The organism is Tissierella sp., assembly GCF_032104385.1.
In the GTDB taxonomy this organism is placed as follows: domain Bacteria; phylum Bacillota; class Clostridia; order Tissierellales; family Tissierellaceae; genus Tissierella.
Window position 1 is genome coordinate 1 of the sequence record NZ_DAMCHJ010000024.1, and the last position, 26,277, is coordinate 26,277.

The window sequence follows — 26,277 nt, forward strand, 5'->3', positions numbered from 1 at the left end:
TTACACCATTTCTATATCGCTTTGTCCCATATTATTTTTAGTCACATAGCCATCAGAGGCCTGTCCAGTTATATAATCCTTTATTTTCTCAAGCTCATTCTTATTCAAATGTTCATTTAATATGAGTGCTGCTACACCCATCAACTCATCTTCTACCATTTCTACTGAGAATTCATATTTGGCTACCTTGGCATTGACACTATCATGCCCATCGTAGTAATGCATAAGGCCTCTATTAATCTCATCAGGTAACTTATCCCTTTCTATGGCATCAATAATTTCATCAATATATTCAACTATTTCATAGTTACCTAACTCCAAGGGTTCATTTAGTGTTTCCCTATAACCATAATCATTTTCTATTTCATAGGTTGTAATGGTTAAGGGCATATATAACTTCATTGTTTTCTGTTCCTTTATTTTAGGAATTTCCATTCCAAGATTTTCTGATAGTATATTTGAGAGCTTTTGATTGCAGCCATGGTAGACAATACATCCTTTATTTGAAAAGGCTCCAGTTTCATTTGCCATTTTTACTTGGCCATATCTTTTAAAATCGATATAGTCTTCTAAATTATGATCATATTCAAAATGACCTGATTCACAAATCATATATCTACCATAGTCTTCAGCATCTTTTATACCATCAAATAATTCAAACTCATACATAGAATCTGCTAACAATAGAACTTCATCAGTTGTTCTAGGATTTACATATTCCATAAGTCTTTCAAAGTATTGTATATCCCCTTTCATTTCTATAAATTTACTTGCTACTTTATTTAAAGTATCTACTCTTTCCATCGATGTTATATTCTTTGGAATCATTTCTAATACACTATCAGGGTGGTTATCGCTATCAATATTAATTTCACAGTCCTGCAAGTATGATACTCCTAATCTCATTAATGCCTTTTCAATTTCAATATCAGAACAAGGAAGGTATATAAACTCACTTTCATCCTTTGCTTTTAATTCAACTGTTGCCATGGATTCTTTCCAGCCATAGGGTGGAAACTGCTTTCCATTATATACTTGCTCTACTTCATTTGAGTTTCTATATAGGACACCATAGGGAGTTACAGTAGCACTTTTATTACTTTTTATTACTTCCATTGCATATTCTTCTCCATCTAATTCATCTAATTCTTTAGTTGCTACTGCCATTTTCTCAGTTAAGTATATATCCTTTCCTATCTTATTAAAGTCACTAAAGTTATTTATAAGGTTGTAGCAATGTAAGTTAAAACTCAGGTTTATTAAATCTGCCATTGATTTAGGTTCTTCTGCAAAGGCTGTAGCATAATACTTTTCTATTTCTTTTGGACTAAGTCCATCAAATCTTTTCATTAAATAATTTAGCTCATCTATATTTACATTTTTATCAGCCAGTATATTTGAAAATCTTTCATCCCTGCTGCCTTCTACATAGCAGTTTGCCCCTGTGCTTATTTCTATTCCTAGTTCATTGCATACTTCTTGAAGTTTATCTTCCTCCATCGGAAACCATATGGTCTTTATTTTATTATCATCACTTGATTTTTTGATTGTAATATTCAAATTTTAATCCCCCCTTCTATTTAGTAATTAAAAATATCTCTGCACCATATCTATTGATTAATGCAGAGTTAATGATTGCTTTAAAAGTCATATCATCAATTAATTCTCCATCTGCAAGTTCATTAATTTTTATACACTCCTTCCCAGTTGATATGGTTTTTGCAGTTTGATATAGGGCATATGCTTCAGTATCTATTTCTTTAAGACAAATTTGTTTAAGGTCAATCTTACCTTGACTTACTATATCTTCTGAACTTTTCCATAGACTTTCATCTGCAGTTAGAAGAAAAAGAATGGTAATATATCCAAGAGATATATCATTGGTATCTAAACTTTTCTTTTGTAGAAAATTATAGAATCTTTCCTTATGGTTATGATTTAGAAATATTTCACCCTTAAATTTACTTACTAGACTTTTTAATCTTTCTTGTACATAATAATTATTTATCTTTCCAAAGCATTCTCTGACTATATCCTTATATCTACATCTATCCACATTAATTTTCAAATCCGAACCAATGTATCCACATTCATTCCAACCATTGTTAATATTTATAAGATTGCAGTTACAATCTTTAACACCTCCTTCCCAATTAAAATAATTATTAATGACTATACCGCTTCTCCTTGGCTGAAAATTTGGCACCATGACCATCAGCTGTTCTATTCCCTTCAATGATGTACCATGCATAAATAATTTTGACATTGTTCTCATTCCTTTCAATTTTATTCTGAAATAAATAAGAGGCCAAGCCTATCAATCATAAGTTGATCGAAGACTTCGCCTCTTTGTGTTTCTATATCTAGGTTTGGTTTTTCAGAAAAAATATTAATCTTTTTACAATAGTAACTTTATAATATGATTTAATACAAAGAAATTATTTCATGGATAAATCCCTTACCTATTACATCCTGAATCAATAATCAGTGTTACCAACCTGCTCAATCAGTTCATCAAGTAAAATATGTTTTACTTTAATATTTTTTACAAGCGTCCCTTGTTTTTTGCAGCTATTTACTTCTATTCAAAAGGTGCTTCCATTGAGTCACTACAACGTTTATTTAATAAGATTAGTGCAACAATAAAAATTGTTGCACTAATCTTAGCATTTTATTTCTCAATAACTTTGTAAATAAATATTACCCTAGTCCATAAAGTAATTATTGCCCCAATCCAGCTACCTTTAATATTTCAATATCAATTCCCTTGTTTTTACAACAATCAACTAGTTTGCCATCGATTGCTACTGCCGGAACAGATTGAATTCCATATTTTTTAGCCTTATCTTCACATTCATTAGTATCACATTTTTTATTTAAGTCATAAACTACCACTTGGCAGTTAGGGCATGCTAATTCTTTAATTTGCTTTACAGCATTATCACACACATAACAACCTGAAGTAAACACTTCAATTAATCTCTTAGCCATTTTTCCCACCTCCTTTCGATAAGGTTTCAACAATTGGACATTTACAAATAAGATTTCCTGATCCAGGACATTGGGCAGACAAATCTTCTAAGGCAGCTTTCATTTTTTCAAGATCATGAATTTTAAATTCAATATCCCTAATTTTTTGAGTAGTAAAATCAAGGATTTCTTTAGAATCAAAGTGCTCTTCATCTTCTGTAATTGCTAGAAGTTTTTCAATTTCATCGAGAGAAAATCCTAATTCTTGAGAACGCTTGATAAATTTAATCCTATCGACAGTTTCTAAAGGGAATATTCGATAACCTGATTCACTTCTAGGCGGTTCTGAGATTAAACCACGTCTTTCATAGTACCTAATGGTTTCAATATTCACATTAGATTTTTTAGCAACTTCACCTATTGATAAACCTTTCATTTATATCACCTTCTAATATTATTATAAGGCCTGTATCTAGGTACAGAGTCAAGGCTTTTTTATTTTATTATATTTAAAATGATTATTTACCATTTCCCACCTGACATGTTAGCAAATCTTTTAGCTCCAAAATAACCCATTATAAGTGTACTTATGATTATTCCTGAGATACTATATGTTAAATGCATATGAGTGATTTGTGGTGTTAAAACTGCCCTTAATGCTTCATTAACATATAACAAAGGATTTATTAAAACTAGCTTTTGAATAATTGGCGTTGCACTTAATGAATTCCAAGAGAAGAATATAGCTCCTGTGAAAACCAAAGGCATTAAGAAGCCTGGGAACATGGCTGCAATTTGGCTTGGTTTTATTATTGTACCGACCAAAAGACCAAGAGATGCTGAGCAAATAGCAGCAAGTATCAATATTGGAATAAGCATTAGAATACTTTGAGTGTTTATTGTTATATCTAAAGAACTGGCCATAAATAGTAGGGATACTGGTAATACTATCAACCCACCAATCCATGATTCCAAAATTCCTACAAACATCTTGGCAAATGCTACCACTCTTACATTAACAGGTGCTTGTAAACGATCCTCTATTTCTCTAGACATATTAAAATCCATTGTTAAAGGAACTGCTGTCCCATGGATTCCCGTTACCAAAATACTCATGCCCACCATCCCAGGAAACATCTGATTTGGAAAAGTTGGTGCAACAATTCCAACTCTTGGTAAGATATATCCGTAAAGAAGAATTAATACAAAAGGTAACATGGCTACACGAAAAACAAACTCCCATTTATCCCTTGCTTGAATTACTAAGTCACGTTTGACCATAGCTTTAAATGCTATCCAATTCGAATTATTATTTATCTCATTTGTTTTCATTATGCTCTACACTCCCCTTTCCAGTTAAATGCATGAATACATCATCAAGTGTACTTGCACTTAAGCTTATATTTTGTAAAGGTGAATCTAATTTATTCACCCATTCTAAAATCTGATTGAAATCAGGCTTATTATGCTTCATATATAGAAGTAGTACGCCATTTTTAATCGCAGCATTTTTTACTTCGGGTAAGGTCTTAGCCTGTTTAATAAATTTCGGATCAAGATTAGCTAATTTTATCGAAATAATATTATTGCTAGGAATTAGCGCTTTTAATTCTTCAACTCTTCCTATAGCTTTCAACTCTCCCTTATCAACAATAGCAATTCGATCGCAAAGTTGTTCCGGCTCTTCCATATAATGAGTTGTAAGAAATATTGTGGTTCCAGCCTTATTTAAGGCTAGCATTTGTTCCCATAATATAGATCTATAACTAGGGTCTAGACCAGTTGTTGGTTCATCTAAAAATAATATATCAGGGTTATGCATAATAGCACGAGCTATTTTTAAGCGTTGTGCCATTCCTCCTGAATAACTTCTCACATAATCATTTTGTCGTTCGGTAAGTCCAAACTTATCAAGGTACTCATCAGCTCTTTTATTTGCCGTTTTATCATCTATCCCAAAATACTTGGCATGATATATTAGATTTTCCCTTGCAGTTAATCCTCTATCCAGATTATTATGTTGAGCAACTACGCCTATTTTTCTACGTGCTAGAGCAGGGTCTTCTAAAATTGATTGTTCATCAATAAAGATTTTACCTGATGTGGGTTCTAACTGAGTTGTCACCATACTAATTGTTGTACTTTTACCAGCTCCATTTGGTCCTAAAAAACCAAAAATTTCTCCTCGTTGGACTTCAAAGCTAATATCACGCACAGCTTTCACTTGTCGTTCCTTTGATATTGGAAATACTTTGTGCAAATTTTCCACTCTAAGAATTACATCTGACATTTCATTGTTCTCCTTTCACTTTAAGTTATTACAATTACCACTTTAAATTGAATAGCACTATTTCATTAGCTACATCAATAGACTATATCTTGCCCTTAAATTATTTAATCAATCAAGTTATATCATCATTATAATGCCTGTACCTAAGTACAGAGTCAAGGGGTGAAAAATACTTTTTTAATGTAATAATGCCTTAGATAGAACTGATGCCATTGCTTGTTCAGTAGTTAGCTGCACCTGCAAACCATATTGCCTTATGTTCTGATGATAATTTATCCATCAGTAGCTGAAACTGACTATTCCCTTTAACCTTGCTTGATGCCATTAAGTCCTGCACCATTTTGACTACGCATAAGTTAACCTAAGACTTCGCCTCTTTGTGTTTCTATATTTAGTTTTAATTTATACAAAACAACAGCACCGAGATTTTTGCATCTCAGTGCTGTTGACGTTTTTGAATTTAATTCTAAAGATAAAAATTATGCTTATTTGCTACTAATTAAACACAACCTATTAAATGATTTTTTCACTATCGCAAATAATCAGAGCAAAATCATGTCTTAATATAAACACCTATACCTTGGTTAGGAACAATGCTTGTATCAATTTTTCTTTTGTGTTTTTACAACATCCCTCTGATGCAAAACATAAGAAGAATGAGCCTTATGCTTGCATAGGGTTTTCTTTTATCTCTAAACCTTTTTTTATTGCCTCTTGTATAATTGGACTACAGCATTTTCCTAATGGATTATTAGTTTCACATTTACCATTTTTCATTGCACCAGTTAATACTATTATATCCTTCATATTATTTGCATCTTTATTAACAACTGCATCTATAATTTGATCTTCTGTAACCTTACTACAGTAGCATGAATATTTAGGATTAGCATCAATTTTAAACCAAATAGGTTCTTTCACATCTTTTTTACCGAATTTATTATCAGATTCTTGACCATAATATACAACAGAGCAAGCTTCGTTCATACATAAATAATAGTCATTATCCCCAACATGTTCTTTAACCCCATCAATTACCATATGCTTAACAGTTATGTTTTTTACAAGTTTACCTTCTTCTCTGCACACAGGGCATAAAGTGTTTTTTTCTACCATACTAGCAGATTCTGTTTTACCCCCACAACAAGATCTACTTTCAAAATTTAATTCTTCTTTTATTTTCATTGATTATCTTCCTCCTTTACTTATTCAGCACAACAGCTAAGTTTTTTCATATCCTTATCAAAGGATTGTGCAACAAGTTTTATTGCTTCTGACATAGTAGGGTATACGTGTATAGTATTCGATATATCAGTGTTTGTGAGATCAAATTGTATTGCTAAAGTTGCCTCTTGGATAATCTCCGCTGCTAACTCACCTATTGCATGAACCCCCAAAATCTTCTTAGTGTCTTTATCAATAATCATCTTTACAAATCCTTGAGTATTTCTAATTGTAGCTGCTTTTGGAACTAATGCCATATCTAAAGACCTACTATCAACTTTAAATCCTAACTCTATAGCTTCAGCTTCCTTAAGTCCTACAGATGACACCTGAGGACTAGTAAATATTGCATGGGGAACTGCTTTATAGTTAGGCTTTCTTATATTGTTCTGAGTAGCATTTTCACCCGCTACTGAACCTTCATGGGCATTTACTGTAACAAGCATATAGTTTCCTATAACATCACCAGCTGCATAAACATTAGGATTTGAAGTTTGTAGATATTCATTAACTTTTATAAAGCCTTTTTCATCTACTATTACTCCTGCTCTTTCCAGCCCCATGTTATCAGAGTTTGGGGTTCTCCCTGTAGCTATTAATAATTGGCCACCTTCAAAAGTCTGTTCATTCCCTTCTTTTATAACAGTTACATATTTTCTATTATTTTCTTCATACACTTTTTGAAACAAAAGATCTATTACAATATTTATTCCCTGATCTTTTAGTGCTTTCTTTAGAGCCTCAGAAATTTCAGGTTCTTCATTTTTAACTATTCTCCCGCTTCTTTGTAGAATTGTAACCTTTGACCCAAACATAGAAAACATTTGAGCATACTCAACAGCGATCCAGCCACCACCTATAATAACTAATTTTTCAGGTAATTTATCTAACTCCATAATTTCAATATTGGTTAAGTATTTTACACATTCTAAGCCATCAACTTTAGCAATAGAAGATCTAGAACCAGTTGTAATTATATATTTAGAAGCCTTATATTGTTTTTCATTTACCTGGATGGTATCTTGGTTAATAAATTCAGCCTTACCTTTAAGTAAGGTGATATTTTTGTCATTTTCATAAATATCGATATATTTTTCTTTTCTTAGCTCTGCAAGCAGATTATCTTTTTGCATAATAATCTCTTTGAAATCTAAACTTACTTGTTTCATATTGATGCCCGCAAAAGGGTTCTCTTTTCCAAAATGATATAGTTCTGCTGCTCTTAGCAAGTTCTTGGGGGGCACACAACCTACATTTAAACATGTTCCTCCAACTACTCCCCTTTCAACAACTGCAACCTTTTTATTAAACTGAGAAGCCTTAATTGCTGCAGCAAACCCTGCCGAGCCACCTCCAATAATAATTAAATCAAAGTCTTTTGCATTTCCACTCATTTTATCCCTCCTTGTTTTCAACATACTTTTCATTTTTTAAAATTTCACAAGTACATATTTTATCTGTATTTCCATCAGCTATAGATTGCCCTAGCTGAACTAGTGCTATTACTCTTTCATCTGAAATAGAGTAATAAACATTCTTTCCATCCCTTAATGCTTTCACATAGTTACACCATTTTAAGCATTGCAATTGCATTGATATAAGACTTTGGGAGCACCCAATGTCCTCTGTCAATTCTCCAACATTTTTAGGACCATCTAATAAGGATAATATAATTCTATATCTCGTAGGATTTGATAATCCATGAAAAAATTTTGTATATACTTCAATTTGTTCATCAATAGATTGCATAATTTTACCCCCTAAATAAACCCAGACATACAATTAACCCAACTGAAACTATTATCATTATCCAAGTAATTGTCTAGTATTTTTTGAATCATTATCGTTTCTTGCAATAAAGTAAAATTCATCCTTAATAAGAATAAACATATCAATATATATTGATATGTTTATTCTATCATAATATGAACATGAGTACAATACAATCTAACAGTATAGATTCTATTAACTACTCATAATTTTCTACTGATGCACATTATATAAAGTTTCCTCCAGCCCATCAGATTATTATTCCATCTTTCCAAACTTGTTTTGCTATTTCTAGCCTATCATATCTAGATTAGATTTCAATAAGAAGAAGCAACCTGTATTTTTAGTATTATTCTACATTTTTAAATTCTTGAAACAAAATCATATATGATAACAATATTGTGCCTGAAACTACAAATATATCTGCAAAATTAAAAATTGCAAAATTTATCAATGTAAAGCTAAAGAAATCAATTACAAAATTTAATCTAACCCTATCAATTAAATTTCCCAGTGCGCCACATATTATAAAAACAAGAGATAAGTTGAATAGAAACATACTTTTTCTTAAGTTTTTTATTAAATAGAATATTAGACCTAAAACAACAATCGATGATATAATTATTAAAAAAGTTTGTTTGTTCTGTAATATGCTAAATGCAGCTCCAGTGTTTCTTGCATAGGTTAAGTGAAATATATCTTGTATTAAAGGATATGAACCAATTGGCTTAAGATACAGTTCTGCTAGATACTTGGTATACTGGTCAATAAATAATAATATAATAGCTAATAAAATATAAAACATAATTTCCCTCCAATTATTTTAGGTACTAATCTAGTAAATATACCCTTATTTTTTTAATAAATTTTCTAATCTCATACTTCATCTTCATTCAATATTATTACAGATATTTTAAGCGTATATACTAATTACTTATATTAACTATACTTGAATATTTGTTGTTCACATATTCATTGTATCAAAATTGTTTATTAGCGCCATTTAATTATCATAACCATTATACAATATCATCATTAATTATTGTTCTTAATTTAAACTTATAGTAATAATGTAATAGATATAAAATATTTTGGGAGTGATAATGATATGAGTAAAATTATGAACACAATACTAATTACAGTGGGTTCGGGCTATTTTACAGCATGGATGGGAATTCTTACTGGTATTTTATTCTCATTTTTTATTAAAAATAGGGGGAGACGCTTTAAAGGAACTGTAATTGGTTTTGTTGGTGGATTGATGTTATCCATTGTTTGTTTTGACTTACTTCCAGAGTCATTTGAGGCAGGCAGTATTTATGTAGCTTTAATTGGAATTACTTTTGGACTAATTTTAGCTGTATTATTAGATGGAAAACTAGATCACGTTAACATTTCTACTTTTGATAATAAAAAGAACAGATTTATGAAAGCGGGCATCTTTATGGCCATAGCTATAGGAATACACAATATCCCAAGTGGTATTGCACTAGGATCTTTATTATCAACTTCTCCAATAAAAGGCATTCATCTAGCTATAGCTTTAATACTACATGGGATACCTGAAGGACTTGCAATAGGGCTTTTTTTTAGAGAAAGTAACCTAAGCACATTTTCTCTTATTATCATATCTATTATAACTTCAATTCCGATGGGTTTAGGAGCTTTACTTGGAGGTATAATAAGTAAAATTTCACTTGTTGTAATCAGTATAAGTCTTGCATTTGCTAGTGGAATGATTCTATACATAATTTGCAGTGAAACTCTACCGAATGCCAGAGAGACATGGAAAGGTAGGCTATCTACCATCGGAATTGTCATAGGTGTGATTGCTGGTATTTTGATTACATCCTTTCTAGTTTAATATATTTTATAATTTATCTTTAGTTCTCATAATCCTCATAGCATTTATAATAGCAAGGATAGAAACACCTACATCTGCAATAACAGCTTCCGACATAGTCTGTTAACGCTAAAGTATCAACCAATAGATTTTCCTTTCACTATGTTGCCGTCTAATGGAACCTTTTCTCCAGGTTTTATGATTATTTTATCTCCAACCTTAACTTGCTCTGGGGATACCTTTCTTATCTCTTCCCCTTCCTTAAGGCTTGAGTAGTCTGGTCTCATATCCATAAATGCTGAGATAGACTTCCTCGAGCGATTAACAGCCACATCTTGAAAGAATTCTCCTACTTGAAAAGAACATTACAGAAACACCTTCAGGATATTCTCTAATAATAAATGTGCCACAGTTGTAATTGTCATTAGAAAATTTCCATCAAAAACTTCCAACTCTACCGATATTCTTAAATGCTCTTTAAACAACTTTGGTACAGTTTGCACAATTTAAGCCTTCAAGAATAAGTTCTTACTGTTTTTCTTTCATAAAGATACCACCTCTTTCTTTAATTAGTATCTTTAGTATCTCGTTTTTATTATCAATATTACAAAAACATTATATAAATCTATTTGCGAAAAGGGTTGTAGCAAAATCGCTGTTCAAGATATGTTACACTCTTAATCAGCGATTAAAAAACATTTTTTGTACTGTTATAGATTCTTTACATTCAAAGCTCTAAAAGCATTTAGTACTGCGATGATAGTTACACCTACATCTGCAAATATAGCTGCCCACATAGTAGCTAATCCAAAAGCACTCAAAATAAGAACAATTATTTTTATTCCAATTGCAAATACTATGTTTTGATTTGCAATTTTTAATGTCTTTTTAGAAATCCTCATTGCAGTAGCAATTTTCGATGGTTCATCAGTCATTATTACAACATCGGCAGCTTCAATGGCTGCATCGGAACCTAAACCACCCATTGCTATTCCAATATCTGCACGAGCTAATACAGGTGCATCATTGATTCCGTCACCGACAAAAGCAATTTTACCTTTTTTAGATTTTTGTAAAAATAATTCTTCTAGCTTTTCAACCTTATCTGCTGGCAACAGTTCTGCATAAACTTTATCAAGACCAAGCTCTTTACCAACTTTTGAACCTACACTTTTATTATCACCTGTCAACATGACAGTTTGTTTAATATTAGCTGCTTTAAGTTCCTTGATTGCCTGTGCTGAATCTGGCTTTACCTCATCAGCAATTGTAATATAACCTATATATTGCTTATTCACAGCAACATGTACAACAGTACCGATCAGCTCTCCCTTGAAATAAGGAATATCCATCATTTTCATAAGTTTGATATTTCCTGCCATAACCTTTCTTCCATCTACTGTTGCAACAACACCATGACCTGATATCTCTTCCACATCTGAAATACGTCCATTATCTATTTCTTTGCCGTATGCACGTTTCAGTGAAAGCGAAATCGGATGATTGGAATAGCTTTCCACATATGCAGTTAATTCAAGTAGCTCTTCTTTGGAAACTCCTTCTGGATGAATTTCTTGTACATTAAATACACCTTTCGTTAATGTTCCAGTTTTATCAAAAACAACAATTTCAGTTTCTGCTAATGCCTCTAAATAGTTACTACCCTTGACTAAAATACCTTTCCTTGAGGCTCCGCCTATTCCACCGAAGAAACTTAAAGGAATTGAAACAACTAAAGCACACGGACAAGAAACTACTAAGAATGCTAATGCTCTGTATATCCAGACGCTAAAGGTTGCCCCCTCTATAATAAGAGGTGGAATAATAGCCAGTAAGGCTGCAATTATAACCACAACTGGTGTATAATATCTCGCAAATTTCGTAATAAATTGTTCTGAATTGGATTTTTTACTACTTGCATTTTCAACTAAATCAAGAATTTTACTTACAGTAGATTCTCCAAATTCCTTGGTAACCTCTGCTGTAATAACTCCATTAATGTTGATGCAGCCACTTAGGATATCACTTCCAACTTCTACTTCACGAGGGACAGACTCGCCAGTAAGAGCTGATGTGTCAATCATTGAATATCCCTCAATTACCTTGCCATCAAGGGGAATTTTTTCTCCTGCTTTAATTACAATAATATCTCCAATTTGTACTTCATCTGGGTCAGTCCTAACAAGTTCATCGCCTTTTTTAACATTTGCATAATCTGGTCGAATATCCATAAGGCTTGCAATTGACTTTCTCGACTTACCAACTGCATAGCTTTGAAACAGTTCTCCAACTTGATAAAACAGCATAACTGCAACACCTTCAGGATACTCACCGATTAAAAATGCACCAATTGTTGCAATACTCATTAAAAAGTTTTCATCGAAAACTTGACCTTTAAAAATATTTCTTACAGCTCTTTTTACTACATCCCCACCTACAATAACGTAACTGATTACAAACATAGCGATCTGTAACCATTCAATATTTATAATTATTGCTGCAGCAAACACCACTGCACCAATAATTATTCTCCAAATTCGTTTTTTCATGCTACCTCAACTCCTTTAAGCTTTTTTCATAACAACATGTGATTCAATATCTTTAACGATTTTTTCTGCTTCTTGTACAATTATAGGCATTTTTTCATCCTCACCTTCAATAACAAGTTTTTGTGTCATAAAGTTTACAGTGGCTTCCTTCACACCATCAAGCTTATTAATAGCATTCTCCATTTTTGCTGCACAATTTGCACACTCTATACCTTCAAGTATAAATCTTTTTTTCATTATTAAGTCCCCCTAAATATTATTTATTATTTTGTTATATTTACTCCAAGTCTTTTTCAAATTTTCTTAAAACATTGCTTATCTTATGTGAATACTTGAATAGACATTCAATTATTCTGAAAAAACATCCTATTTTATTGCATTATTACTTTTCATTGATATGAATTAAACCTTGGTCAAATATATGCTTTATGTGATTATCATCTAAAGAATAATATACCACTTTACCTTCTTTTCTGTTTTTCACTAGAGTAGCTTGCCTTAAAACTCGTAATTGATGCGAAATTGCTGATTGTGTCATGTTAAGCAATACAGCGATATCACAAACACACATTTCAGCTTCATTCAAAGCCCATAGTATCCTGATTCGTGTTGAATCTCCAAATACTTTAAATAATTCTGCTAAATCGTAAAGGCTTTCTTCTTGAGGCATTTTATCTCTGACTTGATTTACAATATCCTCATGAATTACATTGCAGTCACATCTTTCAATTGAATTAAATTTTTCACTCATATTATCACCTCTTTTTAAAGTATTTCATTTGAACACTTGAGCAACCATTCATATATTGTATGTTTATTATATTATTATTGTTCTCATATGTCAATAGTCATATGAACATTTATTCAAGTATTTTTAATAATTATTTGAAACATTTTAAAACCACCTGCTTACGGTTACAGTACCATAAAAGAGTGGTTTTAAATTATTTCATTAAATATCGTTAAACTCAACATCTTTTTGTGTTCTATCCCTAAATAGAATAGTCAAAAAGACAGAACGAATAGTGAGGTCAATAAGAATAGATATCCATACCCCTGCAATATCTATTCCCATTTTTACACCTAAAACTCGTATACCCCACATCCCGATAGCTGTACTATAAAGAGAAGATTTAGTATTACCAGATCCTTGTAAAGCTCCTGCAAAAATAAGGCTAACTGCCAATGGAATTTGAGCAAAAGCATCAATGCGCAAAGCAGTTACAATTTTCCCTATTGCTTCTGTATCTTGAGTGAACCAAGTTGCAAACCAAGGAGATCTAAAATACAAAACTATCCCACCAAAATCCATCAGATTATTATTCAATCTATCCACCCTGTTTTCTTCATTTCTACCATGTCATCACTCAAATTACCCTATGTCATCTATAAAACACCTTTAAAAACGGGGTCAAAAAGAGGTGTTTTTTCACTCATTTTTTGCTCTAAAATCACCCTCAAACCACTATATGTTGTGGTCAAATCCTATTTCTTTCCTCTGAACCACAATACGTCATCAGAATTATACTCTCAACGTGAGGAGTCCTAGGAAACTGATCAATACATTTTACCTTCTCTACTTTATATCCTCTTTCAATAAACACTTTCAAGTCCCTTACTAAAGTAATAGGATTACAAGATACATATACAAATACCTTTGGATTAAAGTCTATAATCTTATTTATAGCCTTTGGATGAATTCCGTCCCTTGGTGGGTCTATAATTATTAAATCTGGTCTCTCTTTTAAATCATCTACAGACTTTAGCACATCTCCAGCTATAAACTCTACATTCTCTAAATTATTTAGCTTTGCATTTTCACGAGCCTTCTCTACTGCTTCTTCTACTATTTCAATACCTATTACCTTTTTAGCCAAAGGTGCCATTATTTGAGCAATTGTACCAGTGCCTGAATATAAGTCAAATACCACCTTATCATCTATATCTCCTGCAAACTCTCTTACCATTGAATATAATTTTTCAGCACCAAAGGTATTGGTCTGAAAGAAAGAGAACGGTGATATATTAAATCTTAATCCTAGCATTTCTTCAACAATATAATCCTTACCGTATAATAACTCAAGTTTATCTGCCTTTACTACATCAGACAAGCTGTCATTAGTAGTATGAAGTATGCCTGTTATTTTTCCCATAACTATAAGGCTATTTAATCTATGAACAAATCCTTCTTTATCTAGTTCTCCTTGACTGGATGTCACTAAATTTACAAGTATTTCTCCTGTAGATAATGCTTTTCTGACTACTAGATGTCTTAGGAAGCCTGTATGTGACTTTTTATTATAATAAGTAGTATTTAATTCTTGGAAGTAGTTCAGAACAGCGGCAATTATTTTGGTAAAATCACTGTCCACTATATTACAATTTCCTACATTAACTACTTCATAAAATCTACCCTTACGATGAAGTCCTAATGCTAATGGGCCATCTTTTTCTTCATCACCAAAGGTATATTCCATTTTATTTCTATATCCATTTACTACAGGACTTTTCTCTATGCCTAAAAAATTAACATGTAGACCCTCTTGTTTAAACAATTCTCTTACTTGTCTTTCCTTTAATTTCAATTCATTTTCATAGGATAAGGATTGGTAAGTGCATCCACCGCAAAATCCAAAATGAGAACAGGATACCTCAGTTTCAAGGGGAGATTTCTCAAGTACATTTATGAGTTTAGCTTCAATATAGCCTTTTCTCTTTCTACTGACTCTTGCTTGTACTTTCTGTCCCTCTATTCCACCTTTGAACTTAATATTATGTTCTTCGTATATAGCTTTACCTTTATTTGGAAACCCTACTTCCTTTATTTCAAATTCAATTAAATCGTTTCTCTTAACCATCTTACACCTCCAAAAAATATGACAGGAAGACAAATGAAAGGTCCCCCTGCCTAATACAATACTCCATCTTATTTCTTGTTAATGAAATAATTATACAAAAAACCTATGATATTTACAAGTATAAAGGCAAATTGAGAAAACTACTCATTCCCAGAATTTCTCTAAAATCTTCTCTATAGTCATATCATTCCTTACATTTTTAAATCCTAACCATTCATTGGGAAATAAGGACTTATATTTACTTGTTCCATATCTATCATCTATAAGCAAAATAGCTCCCCTATCCTCTGGAGATCTAATTACTCTCCCTGCTGCTTGTAATACTTTATTCATGCCAGGATATACATAAGCATATTCATATCCCTCACCTAAATTATGTGTAAAATAATCTTTAATTATATTTCTCTCGAAACAAATCTGTGGTAGACCCACGCCTACTACTATGGCTCCAATAAGCTTTTCACCTGTTAGATCTATACCTTCCGAGAAAATGCCACCCATTACTGCAAAGGCAATAATATTATTTCCTACTTCGAATTTGAATAAAAACTCTTCTCTCTCAATTTCAGACATATTACCATTTTGTATAATTATATTCAAATCTTGATTTCTATTAATAAGCAAATTATATACTGTGGTCATATAAGCATAAGAAGGAAAAAATATAAAGTAGTTTCCTTCTTTAGCAGAAATAAAGGTTTCTATATATCTGACAATATGGATGTAAGTACGTTCCCTATCCCTATACCTTGTAGAAACATTATTACCAACCATAAGACACAGATTTTTCCTTGGAAAAGGAGAACTAAGTTTTATATTATAATCTCCCTCTTTACCTCCAAGTAAATCCATATGATACTCTAAAGGAGTTAAAGTAGCTGAAAAAAATATGGAAGCTCTTCCTCTATCTAAAGCCTCTTTTAATAAATAAGATGAGTCAACGCAATATAGCTTTAATATTAAATCTTTAGATATTTCCTTAATACAGGTCACATAATGATTGTCATAAAGCTCCGAAATCTTATTAAAAGTTAGTAAATTAAAATAAAGTTCTAAGACTTTATCATATTCTTCATGATTCTTCTCCTCTACAAGCCAAGGTTCTAAAATTGTCATAAGCTTTTTAATGGGATAGTATAAATCAGCTATCTCCTCTTTTTGATAATATTCTCCTTCTATTTCTAAATCTTTCTTTAACTTATTCAATATACTATTTACCTTATTTAAACTCCTATAAATAGGAGGATAATCTTCTTTAAAAATATCCCTTAATTCCAAGAAACTACCTTTCCTTATTTCAGCTGAAAACATTTCCCTAGACCTATCTACTAAATTGTGAGCCTCATCTATTAAAAATACATAGTTTTCAAATGGATTTTCAAAAAATCTTTTTAAATATACTTGAGGATCAAAAACATAGTTATAATCACATATAATCACATCTGCCCAAAGGCTAACATCCAAAACAAATTCAAATGGACAAACATTATGCTTTCTCCCATAGGAAATAGCCACATCTCTAGTAATCAAGTCTTCATTTTCAAAAATATCCATTATAGCTGCATTAACTCTATTATAATGTCCCTTTGCAAAGGTACAATCTCTAGGATTACATTTAACCTCATCATTTAAACAAATCTTATCCTTTGCTGTAATTACAATAGCTTTAGCCCTCAACCCTTTTTCTGTCATCATCTCCATGGATGCTATGGGAATTTTTCTAGTTATGGTCTTAGCAGTAAGATAAAAAATTTTCGAAGTAATTTCTTCTCCAATAGACTTAATAGATGGAAATAATGTAGACATAGTCTTGCCAATTCCTGTAGGTGCCTGAGCAAATAAATTTTTCCCTTCTTCTATAGTCTTATAGGCAGCTACAGCAAGTTCTCTTTGACCTTTTCTATAGCTGCTAAATGGAAATGATAATTCTTTTATTGATTTGTTCCTAGTTTCTCCCCAATAAAAAGTAATACTTGCCCATTCAATATATTTATCCGTTAGAAAAAAGAAAAACTCTTTTAATTCCTCTCGTGTATATTTTCTTTTAAAGAGCTTCTTTTCTTCTGACTCTATATGAAAATATGTAAGTTGAATATGTATATAATCCAAATCATTCTGTACTGAATAAATATATCCATAACATTTAGCCTGAGCCCAATGAAGTTCATTATAATCCTCACCAATGTCTTCTAAATCTTTAGTAGTACTTTTTATTTCATCTATAATTATCTCATCAGAAAATGTAAATATGCCATCAGCACGCCCCTGTAATTCTATAATAAAGTCATCATAATATACATTATGTTTTAATATTACCTCTGACTTATACTCAATGCCATAGGATTTCTGCACCTTCTGATGAGCCTTAGTACCTTCTAATGCCCTTGACATAGACATAAAACTATTGTCTATATCTCCTGAACGAAGAACAAATTCAACTAAATTTCTAACAGATACTTTAATTATATTGCTCATACTATCTTCCTTTTTTATTATTTAAAATTATTATAATATCTATTATATCAAAAGACACTCCACAAAAGAGTGCCTCTCATATTATTTATTCTCTTGTATTAAAACATTTTCATAATTTATTATGCCTAAAGGACTCATTCTTGCACCAACTATATTTCTCTTTGAAGCTAATGCTGTCCTAGGATGATAAATAGGTACCCATGGATAATCATCTACTATAATATTTTGTATATCTTTATATATTTCCATTTTCTTATTAGGATTAATTATTTCTTTTGCCCTATTCATAAGTTCTACAACTTTAGGATTATTATATCTTGTAATATTTGTTTGATTGTTATAATTAAATAAAGGTTGTAAATAATTGTCAGGATCTCCTGTGTCTGCTATCCATCTACCTATAAATATATGACATTTTGCAATGATATCCGACTTTAAATAATCTTTGTTAGGAATCTTACTAACCTCAACCTTAATTCCCAATGCTTCTAGATCTTTAATTATATATTGACTTACTCTATAGAATAAAGCCGTTTCTGGTTCATCCCTTATAATTACCTTTACAGGATTTCCTGATTTATATAGTCCTTCCTTATTTAGAATATCCTTGGCCATGGAAGAATTATATGAAATGCCTTGTAAATAATCATTATCAACAATCTTAGGGGGAATCGGTCCCTTTGCTTCTTCTCCTAAATCACCTAAGATATCATTTATTATTTTCTTTTTATTAATTCCCATATTTAATGCTCGTCTTGCTTCTCTACTCTTTGCAAATATAGAGTTACCCTCTAGATTAAATCCTAGATAATATGTTCCCATTACATCGTTTAAGGTTATATTTACTTCCGATAATTTCTTTATCCTTTCAAGGTCTTCTTTATTGTTAAATGTAGCGAAATCATATTTACCTTCAATGAAACTCTGAGCTATATCTTCATTTCTGTAGTTAACAATTATTTTATCCTGATAAGGAGCACCACCATAGTAATCTTTAAAAGCTTTAAGAACACAATACTCATCAGTTATTTCCTCTAAAATATAGGGACCACAACCTGTTATTTTTCCCTTTTCAAAATCTTCTCTTGCTAAAATGCTTGTACTGAATTGACCTAGATTTAATAAAAATCCACTATAGGGACTAATTAATCTAATGGCAAGTCTATATTTATCAAGCACCCTAATACCTATTATTTCTTTTGCTTTACCATTTGCATAATCTTCTGCTCCTTCAATATGATTTAAAAACCAAGTATTTGGAGACTCAAGTCTTGGAGACATCATCATTTCATAAGAATACTTAATATCATTTGCTGTTATTTCTCTGCCATTATGAAACTTTGCTCCTCGCCTTATGTTAAATACCCAAGTAACTCCATCATCCTCCACATACCAACTTTTTGCTACTCCAGGAGAAATCTCCCCAGTTGCTCCAATATAAAGAAGGGCTCCGTGAACATTAAATAAAACTTGAGCACTATCCTGATCCTTTGCTAACTGAGGATTGAATTCCAACGGTTTAGAATCTAGAGATATATTTAAAATTGTTTCCTCTGCTTTGTGTGTTTCAATATTTTCTAGTAATTTATCCGATATAATCTTTAAATCCTTAGATACTCCTGATAACATATCTAAAGAGGTTTTAGCATATTTTGTATTTAAAGATGCAATGTCCACAAGAGATGTTACTTTATTTGAGTTATTAGTCATATCAGAAGTTAAACTAATTACGCTTTCCAAACTCTGAGTTTGCTTAGCTATAGCATTATTTATTTCTTCAGTAACCTTTGATGTATTATTAATTGCATTTATTATTTCATTGAAAACTACCATTGTATTACCAGCAATCTCCATTCCTTCTTGTATCTTAATCATACTATCATTCATTGCGTTAATGGTATTAGCAACCTCATCATTAATCTCTTTAATAACCTGAGATATCTGGTTTGTTGAATTGGCACTATTTTCTGCAAGTTTCTTTACTTCATTAGCTACAACAGCAAACCCACGCCCAGCTTCCCCCGCTCTTGCTGCTTCTATGGATGCATTTAATGCAAGTAAATTTGTATTATATGAAATGTTATTTATGACATTTAGCATTTCATTGATACGCTGGGATTTTTTATTTAAATCATTTACCACATCTTTAGCATAAGTTACCGATTTCTCTATTTCTTTCATTGCATTAATAGAGTTATTTACAGCATCATTACCAGTATGTGCAATATTCAATGTATCTGCTGCAATCTGCTTAGAATTTTCTGTACTTGCATAAACTTCCTCTGCTAGTGCTGAATAACTTCCAATTTCATCTATTACATTATGAATTGAGTCCATTTGAACTTCCACATGATCTGCTAAATCATATGTAATTTGTATTAAATTATCCGTTGCAAAGGCTGTTTCATCAATTTTCATAGTAAGCCTTTCTACTATATGTTTTTGATTTTTCTTTAAAACACTTATATCTTTTGATATTTCTTTTATCTCTGCCAAATCATCTTTGCCCTCAAATATAGAAATCTCTTGTTTTTGATTTTTCTTTATAAAATTAAACATCGTTTCCCCCCCTACTAAAATTAAAAATATAAATCCTATATCTTATATTCTACAAAAGTTTTCAAAATCCTTCTTTTTAGATGAATTTTACAAAAATAGACATCTAAAATTCAGATGTCTATTTCTACGTCTAATCATGTTATATCTAGTACTTAAATTTAGCAATATTCTCTTGCATTTCTTCTGCTAATTTTGATAATGCTTCACTTGCACCTGAAATTTCTTCTATGGAAGCAGTCTGCTCCTCTACAGATGCTGATGATTCTTCTGTTCCAGCTGCATTTTCCTGTGATATAGCAGACAAGTTTTCTATTATTCCTATGATCTCTTCTTTTTTCTTCTCCATTTCCATTCCTGATTTAGCAATAGATTCTATTGCCTTCTGTACATTTTCAATTGTATAAGCAATTCCATGGAACTTATCATTGGTCAATTCGACACTTTCATTTTGAGATTTTAAAATTTTACTAACCTTTTCCACTGTAATAACTGCATATTCTGTTTTACTTGCTAAATCTTCTATTATTACAGTTATATCTTCTGTGAAAGAATTAGATTCCTCTGCCAATTTTCTTATTTCTTCTGCAACAACTGCAAATCCTCTGCCTGCTTCTCCCGCCCTTGCCGCTTCTATAGCTGCATTAAGAGCCAATAAATTAGTCTGTTCTGCTATATTTCCAATCATCTTACTAGCATTTTTTATTTTCTCTGCACCTTCATTTGTGTTTTCAATAATTTCATATATTTCTGCAATGGATTTGTTGGTAGCATTGTTTTTTTCAACAAGTTCTTCTATAATTTCAATACCTTCATCTTTTAGCGTATTAACTTCATTAGCAGCATTATTTAGATTAATGGCGTCTTCTTGATTTTTTTCTATTTCTTTTCCCAATTTGTCTATTTCAATTGCTCCTTTTTCCGTATTCTTTGCCTGCTCACTAGCAGCTCTTGCTATTTCATCAATTGCTCTTGCTATTTCCTCCGATGCTGAAGCTGATTGTTGAGTAGTAGCTGTTAGTTCCTCTGACGAAGCTGCTACTTGATTAGAAATATCAGCGACATTTTTAATTAAATCTATAAAATTTTTATGCATAATAGATAAGGATTTAGCAATAAGTCCTATTTCATCTTCCCTATTTAAGTATTTTATTGCACTACTATTTTTATCAAATGTTAAGTCAAAGTTTGACAACCTTTCAATAGCTTGAGATAGATTTACAATTGGTCTTGTTATAGTATTAGTAATTATCAAAATAAACACTATCAAAATTATTATTCCTATAATCCCAGTAATTATAGTCCTAGTTATAGATTCTCTTGTTTTTTCAAATATTTCATTACGTGGTATGATGGATATAAAAGACCATTTCGTACTGGTTCCACTTATGCTTAAAGGAATTATAGTAAAATATTCTTTTTGCCCATTTGTTGAGGATACTCTCTCTAAATTAGCTTGCTTCCCATTTTCCACAATTTCTTGTATTTCTTCATCAGGAAACAGTTCAAATGTATTCTTTCCAAGCATTTCATTATCCTTGTGTCCTAAAATTAGTCCTTTTCCTGTAATAAGCTGAACATATCCACTATCATATAAAGTTATGTTGGATATAATTTCTTGTAGTCTATCTAATGAAATATCAACTCCTGCAACACCTACAACTTTATCATTATAAATAATAGGTGCTGTGACAGAAACTAATATAATATCTTTTCCATATAGCTTATATGTTTGTGGTTCTAACACCTCTGGTTTCTTAGAATTCTTAGAAGTCTGATACCATAATCCACTTTCATCTAAATTGTCATATGTATCATCACAAGTTTGAATGTCAATAGTTCCATTTCCTCGATTCCAATATGGAACAAAACGACCCGTTTTGTCATTTCCCTCTGTATTTGCATATTCATTATCATTTCCATCCAAAGCATTTGGTTCCCAAACTGTCCATACTCCTATTAAATTAGGATTATTCTCTATTGTGTTTTTTATAACTTGATTTATTGTAGCTCTATCTACATTTCCACTTTGTTTCATACCTTCAAATGACCTAGACAATGCTGTAGTAACTATTAATGCATTGTTTATCTCGCCTTGTGCTAATTCCACATATTTTTCTGTCTTTGCTGTTACATAATTTATTGAATCTTTCTTCTGCATATCATAAGAATTAATTGTAATAATTCCAACAACCGATGCAAATATTATTAATACAACTGATATGATACTTATTAACATTTTGATTTTGATAGACTTCATTTCTCTTCTCCTTTATTTTAACAGATATTTAATAGAATACTATTAATTCATTGTAAACAATTCCCAAGATATTATATTTATATCATTCCTCCTATATAATTACAGTTAATTTTAACATACTTCGACAAAAATCACCATATTTTTACATTTGTCTTGAAATAAAAAAACCTTCATCTTTATATAAATGAAGGTATATATTTATAGCCATTTTTTATTTACTTGTTTTACATTATAATCCCTGTTACTCACTTTACAATAAGGACATTTCCTAACTCCCAATTCCTTATCTTTTATGAATATAACAGGTTTCGAACAATAAGGACACCAAAGTTCTCTTGCCTTTAACTTGACTCCATCTGGAATATTTGTATCTGGAGTTTTATTATTTGTATTTATTATACTAAACATATCTGTTTGCTTATCCATTTTATCACCTATCTATATTATACTAATATCAGAACTTATGTTTATCATTTTACTACTGATTATTGTTTTTGTCAAAAATAATAATGTTCTTTTCTAAAAATCTAGAAAAGAACATTATTATTATAATCTTTTTTCAACAGTTCCATCAGAGTATTTTGCAAATCTAGTTTTTTCATGGGAATGTACTGGATCTTCACACTTCCAAGACCACCCACCAAAACCAGTTTCCCTATAATCCATAGACGCTTGATTAATTTCTTCCATAGTATTCATAACAAATGGTCCATAAGCTGCAACTGGTTCATTAATAGGTTCCCCTTCAAGTAGAAGTAAATTACTTTCTTTATTCCCATTTGTTATTACAATCGCTCTATCCCCTGATAACTTAATTCTATTAGACGAATTAATTGCCGACATATCTATATTTATGCTCTCTCCATCATAATAATATAGATTTCTAGTTATAGTACTAGATGATGCCGGAAGTTCAAATTTTGCATCAGGCTCCATTTTTATTATCCATATATTTACATTGTTTTTCTCATCCTTTGCCCAGGATGCCGGTGTTGGCTCCAATGCCTTTATCTCATTATATCTACCTGAAATAAGCTTTATGGTAGTATTTTTTTCATTTTCATCTATCTCTTCTATTACTGGAATGTCCTCTGCCCAAAGCATCTTATAATGGGGATCAGTAAATTTATCTTTTTTAGGTAAGTTTAACCATATTTGAAATAAATGAAGTGGATTATCTTTGTCATTGTATATTAATGGAAACATTTCTGCATGCTGTATCCCGGCTCCAGCAGTCATCCACTGTACATCTCCACTTCCGTACCTTCCAGCTGCTCCATGAGAATCAGAATGATCTACGAAACCTTCCAATACAATGGTTACAGTTTCAAAGCCCCTATGAGGATGAACTGGAAATCCTGGTATGGTCTTACCATGATACATTCTCCAACCATCCTTTAGCCTAAAATCATTTCCTATATTTCTCCCTAATAATTCTGATGATGGTGGTTCCAATTTATTATTCCCCTTGGGATAATTATCTTTATGATGAGCACAGAATAAAAATGGGTCTTCAGTTTCCCACATAAAATCTAACTTTTCAATTTTAAGTATTGAGTTTTTCGACATATTATTCCTCCAATTCATTTTCTATTAATTTTAAGATTATGTCATCTATTAATCCTTATACCCTTTATGAAGTTTTTTATCCCTTTCAATTTTTAAATATTTAATTAATTAGTATTAATATTTTTTATCACTGAATAAACATTTACATTCTACTGTAGTTCTATTAAAGGTTTCTAGTAAATCATATAATACTTTATTTTTTGTTTATTTACATTCTACTGTAGTTCTATTAAAGGTGTCAGGTTCTCTTATACCAGCTTCCCATCTACTTAATTTACATTCTACTGTAGTTCTATTAAAGGTTATATATGTTGCGGTAAATAACGCCCCTTTCTGTCATTTACATTCTACTGTAGTTCTATTAAAGGCTTTTCCTCTCCTGAATTGTTAAACCAATTATCATAATTTACATTCTACTGTAGTTCTATTAAAGGACTAGCTATAGATACTTCTATTGCTAGTTTTAACTAATTTACATTCTACTGTAGTTCTATTAAAGGTTACAAGCTGTTAATGCATTTATAGTAAGCATACCAATTTACATTCTACTGTAGTTCTATTAAAGGTTAGGAAATGGAGACATCTATATCCTTCAAGTAAATAATTTACATTCTACTGTAGTTCTATTAAAGGAAAAGTAATAATGCAAAAAGGGCTTAATGTAACGGGATTTACATTCTACTGTAGTTCTATTAAAGGTTTATATCCATATATTTTTTCAATAGCTAATCCATCATTTACATTCTACTGTAGTTCTATTAAAGGTGCTAGATGTAGGTACAATTATGGAAATAGTAACGAATTTACATTCTACTGTAGTTCTATTAAAGGTTGCTAGTGGTAAAATGGCTATGGATTTCGAAGAAGCTAATTTACATTCTACTGTAGTTCTATTAAAGGTTATAATGAAACTAAAATAGGAGAACTAACAAGCCTATTTACATTCTACTGTAGTTCTATTAAAGGGATATAACGATGGGGTATTCGCAGGGGTATTTGATGCATTTACATTCTACTGTAGTTCTATTAAAGGCATAAAAACAAAAGGTGTATCAGTGATGTATCAAAAATTTACATTCTACTGTAGTTCTATTAAAGGGTAAATATTTGAATACATAAAGCAAGCTTCCATAGTAATTTACATTCTACTGTAGTTCTATTAAAGGTATTGACATTTCTATCTATTGATAGGGGTTCTACTATTTACATTCTACTGTAGTTCTATTAAAGGTGAAAATAATCCAAATAATTCTTCTGAATTTTATGAATTTACATTCTACTGTAGTTCTATTAAAGGAGATAATCTTAATAGAACGAACAATACAACCTCTACATTTACATTCTACTGTAGTTCTATTAAAGGTTATCCCAACTTATAGAATGTTTTATCGGTCTACTATTTACATTCTACTGTAGTTCTATTAAAGGAAACTACCTGTTTTAATATTTACTTTTTTCTGCTCGATTTACATTCTACTGTAGTTCTATTAAAGGCTAGATTTATGTATCCTATTCTTTCGGATTCCCTCATTTACATTCTACTGTAGTTCTATTAAAGGAATGCTTTTCGATACAGATAAAGACAAAATAAGGGTATTTACATTCTACTGTAGTTCTATTAAAGGGGTTAAATTTTTCTTATATAGTTTTTCTAGTTCTGCATTTACATTCTACTGTAGTTCTATTAAAGGCAAACTTTTGAAGAATACAACTTAGAGAAATCTTCTATTTACATTCTACTGTAGTTCTATTAAAGGTTATGCGTCTAGTTACAGAAGATATAGAATACTAGATTTACATTCTACTGTAGTTCTATTAAAGGGTATTTCCTTGCGTTATTAATCCAGGAGCCTTGCCTATTTACATTCTACTGTAGTTCTATTAAAGGGCTATTTTTACACATTAAATGCTAG

22 protein-coding genes and 1 CRISPR repeat array are annotated in these 26,277 nt (G+C 31.2%); of the genes, 1 reads left to right on the forward strand and 21 read right to left on the reverse strand.

The features are described from left to right. The 10 genes from RT714_RS15180 to lspA form a co-directional block, all read right to left on the reverse strand. Window positions 1-1,560 (reverse strand): antirestriction protein ArdA, encoded by a 1,560-nt coding sequence (locus RT714_RS15180; protein WP_313758769.1) that lies wholly within the window; start codon window positions 1,558-1,560, stop codon window positions 1-3. Between the two features lie 16 nt (window positions 1,561-1,576). Then, window positions 1,577-2,266: a hypothetical protein gene (locus RT714_RS15185; protein ID WP_313758771.1), complete on the reverse strand. Its 690-nt coding sequence runs from the start codon at window positions 2,264-2,266 to the stop codon at window positions 1,577-1,579. Between the two features lie 455 nt (window positions 2,267-2,721). Next, window positions 2,722-2,991, reverse strand: coding sequence for a thioredoxin family protein (locus RT714_RS15190; RefSeq protein WP_313758772.1), 270 nt, complete (start codon window positions 2,989-2,991; stop codon window positions 2,722-2,724). Further along, window positions 2,984-3,406, reverse strand: coding sequence for a MerR family transcriptional regulator (locus tag RT714_RS15195; RefSeq protein WP_313758774.1), 423 nt, complete (start codon window positions 3,404-3,406; stop codon window positions 2,984-2,986). Before RT714_RS15195 ends, RT714_RS15190 begins: the two co-directional genes overlap by 8 nt. Before the next feature lie 86 nt (window positions 3,407-3,492). After that, window positions 3,493-4,302: an ABC transporter permease gene (locus RT714_RS15200; RefSeq protein WP_313758776.1), complete on the reverse strand. Its 810-nt coding sequence runs from the start codon at window positions 4,300-4,302 to the stop codon at window positions 3,493-3,495. Next, complete coding sequence (locus RT714_RS15205; protein ID WP_313758778.1) at window positions 4,289-5,260, reverse strand: ATP-binding cassette domain-containing protein; 972 nt, start codon at window positions 5,258-5,260, stop codon at window positions 4,289-4,291. Before RT714_RS15205 ends, RT714_RS15200 begins: the two co-directional genes overlap by 14 nt. Before the next feature lie 663 nt (window positions 5,261-5,923). Further along, window positions 5,924-6,445 (reverse strand): Csac_0668 family 2Fe-2S cluster-binding (seleno)protein, encoded by a 522-nt coding sequence (locus tag RT714_RS15210; protein ID WP_313758780.1) that lies wholly within the window; start codon window positions 6,443-6,445, stop codon window positions 5,924-5,926. A 20-nt stretch (window positions 6,446-6,465) separates the two neighbouring features. Then, window positions 6,466-7,878, reverse strand: a complete 1,413-nt coding sequence (merA, locus tag RT714_RS15215) for a mercury(II) reductase (RefSeq protein ID WP_313758782.1) — start codon at window positions 7,876-7,878, stop codon at window positions 6,466-6,468. A gap of 1 nt (window position 7,879) precedes the next feature. After that, on the reverse strand, window positions 7,880-8,233 hold the full coding sequence (locus RT714_RS15220) for a metalloregulator ArsR/SmtB family transcription factor (RefSeq protein ID WP_313758784.1): 354 nt from the start codon (window positions 8,231-8,233) through the stop codon (window positions 7,880-7,882). A 370-nt stretch (window positions 8,234-8,603) separates the two neighbouring features. Next, the gene (gene lspA, locus RT714_RS15225) at window positions 8,604-9,059 is read right to left on the reverse strand and encodes a signal peptidase II (protein ID WP_313758786.1); all 456 of its coding nucleotides are present in this window, start codon (window positions 9,057-9,059) and stop codon (window positions 8,604-8,606) included. A gap of 303 nt (window positions 9,060-9,362) precedes the next feature. Here lspA and RT714_RS15230 point away from each other — a divergent pair, with 303 nt between their 5' ends. Then, window positions 9,363-10,118, forward strand: coding sequence for a ZIP family metal transporter (locus tag RT714_RS15230; RefSeq protein ID WP_313758787.1), 756 nt, complete (start codon window positions 9,363-9,365; stop codon window positions 10,116-10,118). Between the two features lie 116 nt (window positions 10,119-10,234). On the opposite strand, the gene RT714_RS15235 is transcribed toward RT714_RS15230, so the two are convergent. From RT714_RS15235 to RT714_RS15285, 11 genes are all read right to left on the reverse strand, one after another. Then, entirely contained in the window at window positions 10,235-10,390 is a 156-nt protein-coding gene (locus tag RT714_RS15235) for a hypothetical protein (protein WP_313758789.1), read from the reverse strand. Window positions 10,391-10,807: 417 nt separating this feature from the next. Beyond that, a complete protein-coding gene (locus RT714_RS15240; protein WP_313758791.1) occupies window positions 10,808-12,646 on the reverse strand; it encodes a heavy metal translocating P-type ATPase in 1,839 nt (612 codons plus the stop codon). Window positions 12,647-12,661: 15 nt separating this feature from the next. Further along, entirely contained in the window at window positions 12,662-12,883 is a 222-nt protein-coding gene (locus RT714_RS15245; protein WP_233120123.1) for a cation transporter, read from the reverse strand. Between the two features lie 145 nt (window positions 12,884-13,028). Continuing rightward, window positions 13,029-13,397 (reverse strand): metalloregulator ArsR/SmtB family transcription factor, encoded by a 369-nt coding sequence (locus RT714_RS15250; RefSeq protein WP_313758793.1) that lies wholly within the window; start codon window positions 13,395-13,397, stop codon window positions 13,029-13,031. A 201-nt stretch (window positions 13,398-13,598) separates the two neighbouring features. Then, window positions 13,599-13,937, reverse strand: coding sequence for an MATE family efflux transporter (locus tag RT714_RS15255; protein WP_313758795.1), 339 nt, complete (start codon window positions 13,935-13,937; stop codon window positions 13,599-13,601). Window positions 13,938-14,124: 187 nt separating this feature from the next. Beyond that, window positions 14,125-15,504, reverse strand: coding sequence for a 23S rRNA (uracil(1939)-C(5))-methyltransferase RlmD (gene rlmD / locus RT714_RS15260; protein WP_313758796.1), 1,380 nt, complete (start codon window positions 15,502-15,504; stop codon window positions 14,125-14,127). A gap of 144 nt (window positions 15,505-15,648) precedes the next feature. Continuing rightward, on the reverse strand, window positions 15,649-17,979 hold the full coding sequence (locus tag RT714_RS15265; protein WP_313758798.1) for an ATP-dependent DNA helicase: 2,331 nt from the start codon (window positions 17,977-17,979) through the stop codon (window positions 15,649-15,651). Between the two features lie 81 nt (window positions 17,980-18,060). Next, on the reverse strand, window positions 18,061-20,538 hold the full coding sequence (locus tag RT714_RS15270; protein ID WP_313758800.1) for an ABC transporter substrate-binding protein: 2,478 nt from the start codon (window positions 20,536-20,538) through the stop codon (window positions 18,061-18,063). A 145-nt stretch (window positions 20,539-20,683) separates the two neighbouring features. Then, window positions 20,684-22,795 (reverse strand): methyl-accepting chemotaxis protein, encoded by a 2,112-nt coding sequence (locus RT714_RS15275; protein ID WP_313758802.1) that lies wholly within the window; start codon window positions 22,793-22,795, stop codon window positions 20,684-20,686. Between the two features lie 198 nt (window positions 22,796-22,993). Further along, window positions 22,994-23,221, reverse strand: coding sequence for a hypothetical protein (locus RT714_RS15280; RefSeq protein WP_313758804.1), 228 nt, complete (start codon window positions 23,219-23,221; stop codon window positions 22,994-22,996). 120 nt (window positions 23,222-23,341) lie between these two features. Next, window positions 23,342-24,364, reverse strand: coding sequence for a pirin family protein (locus tag RT714_RS15285; RefSeq protein WP_313758806.1), 1,023 nt, complete (start codon window positions 24,362-24,364; stop codon window positions 23,342-23,344). Window positions 24,365-24,504: 140 nt separating this feature from the next. Next, window positions 24,505-26,252: a CRISPR direct-repeat array (repeat unit 30 nt; unit sequence ATTTACATTCTACTGTAGTTCTATTAAAGG). The last annotated feature ends 25 nt before the right edge of the window (window positions 26,253-26,277 follow it).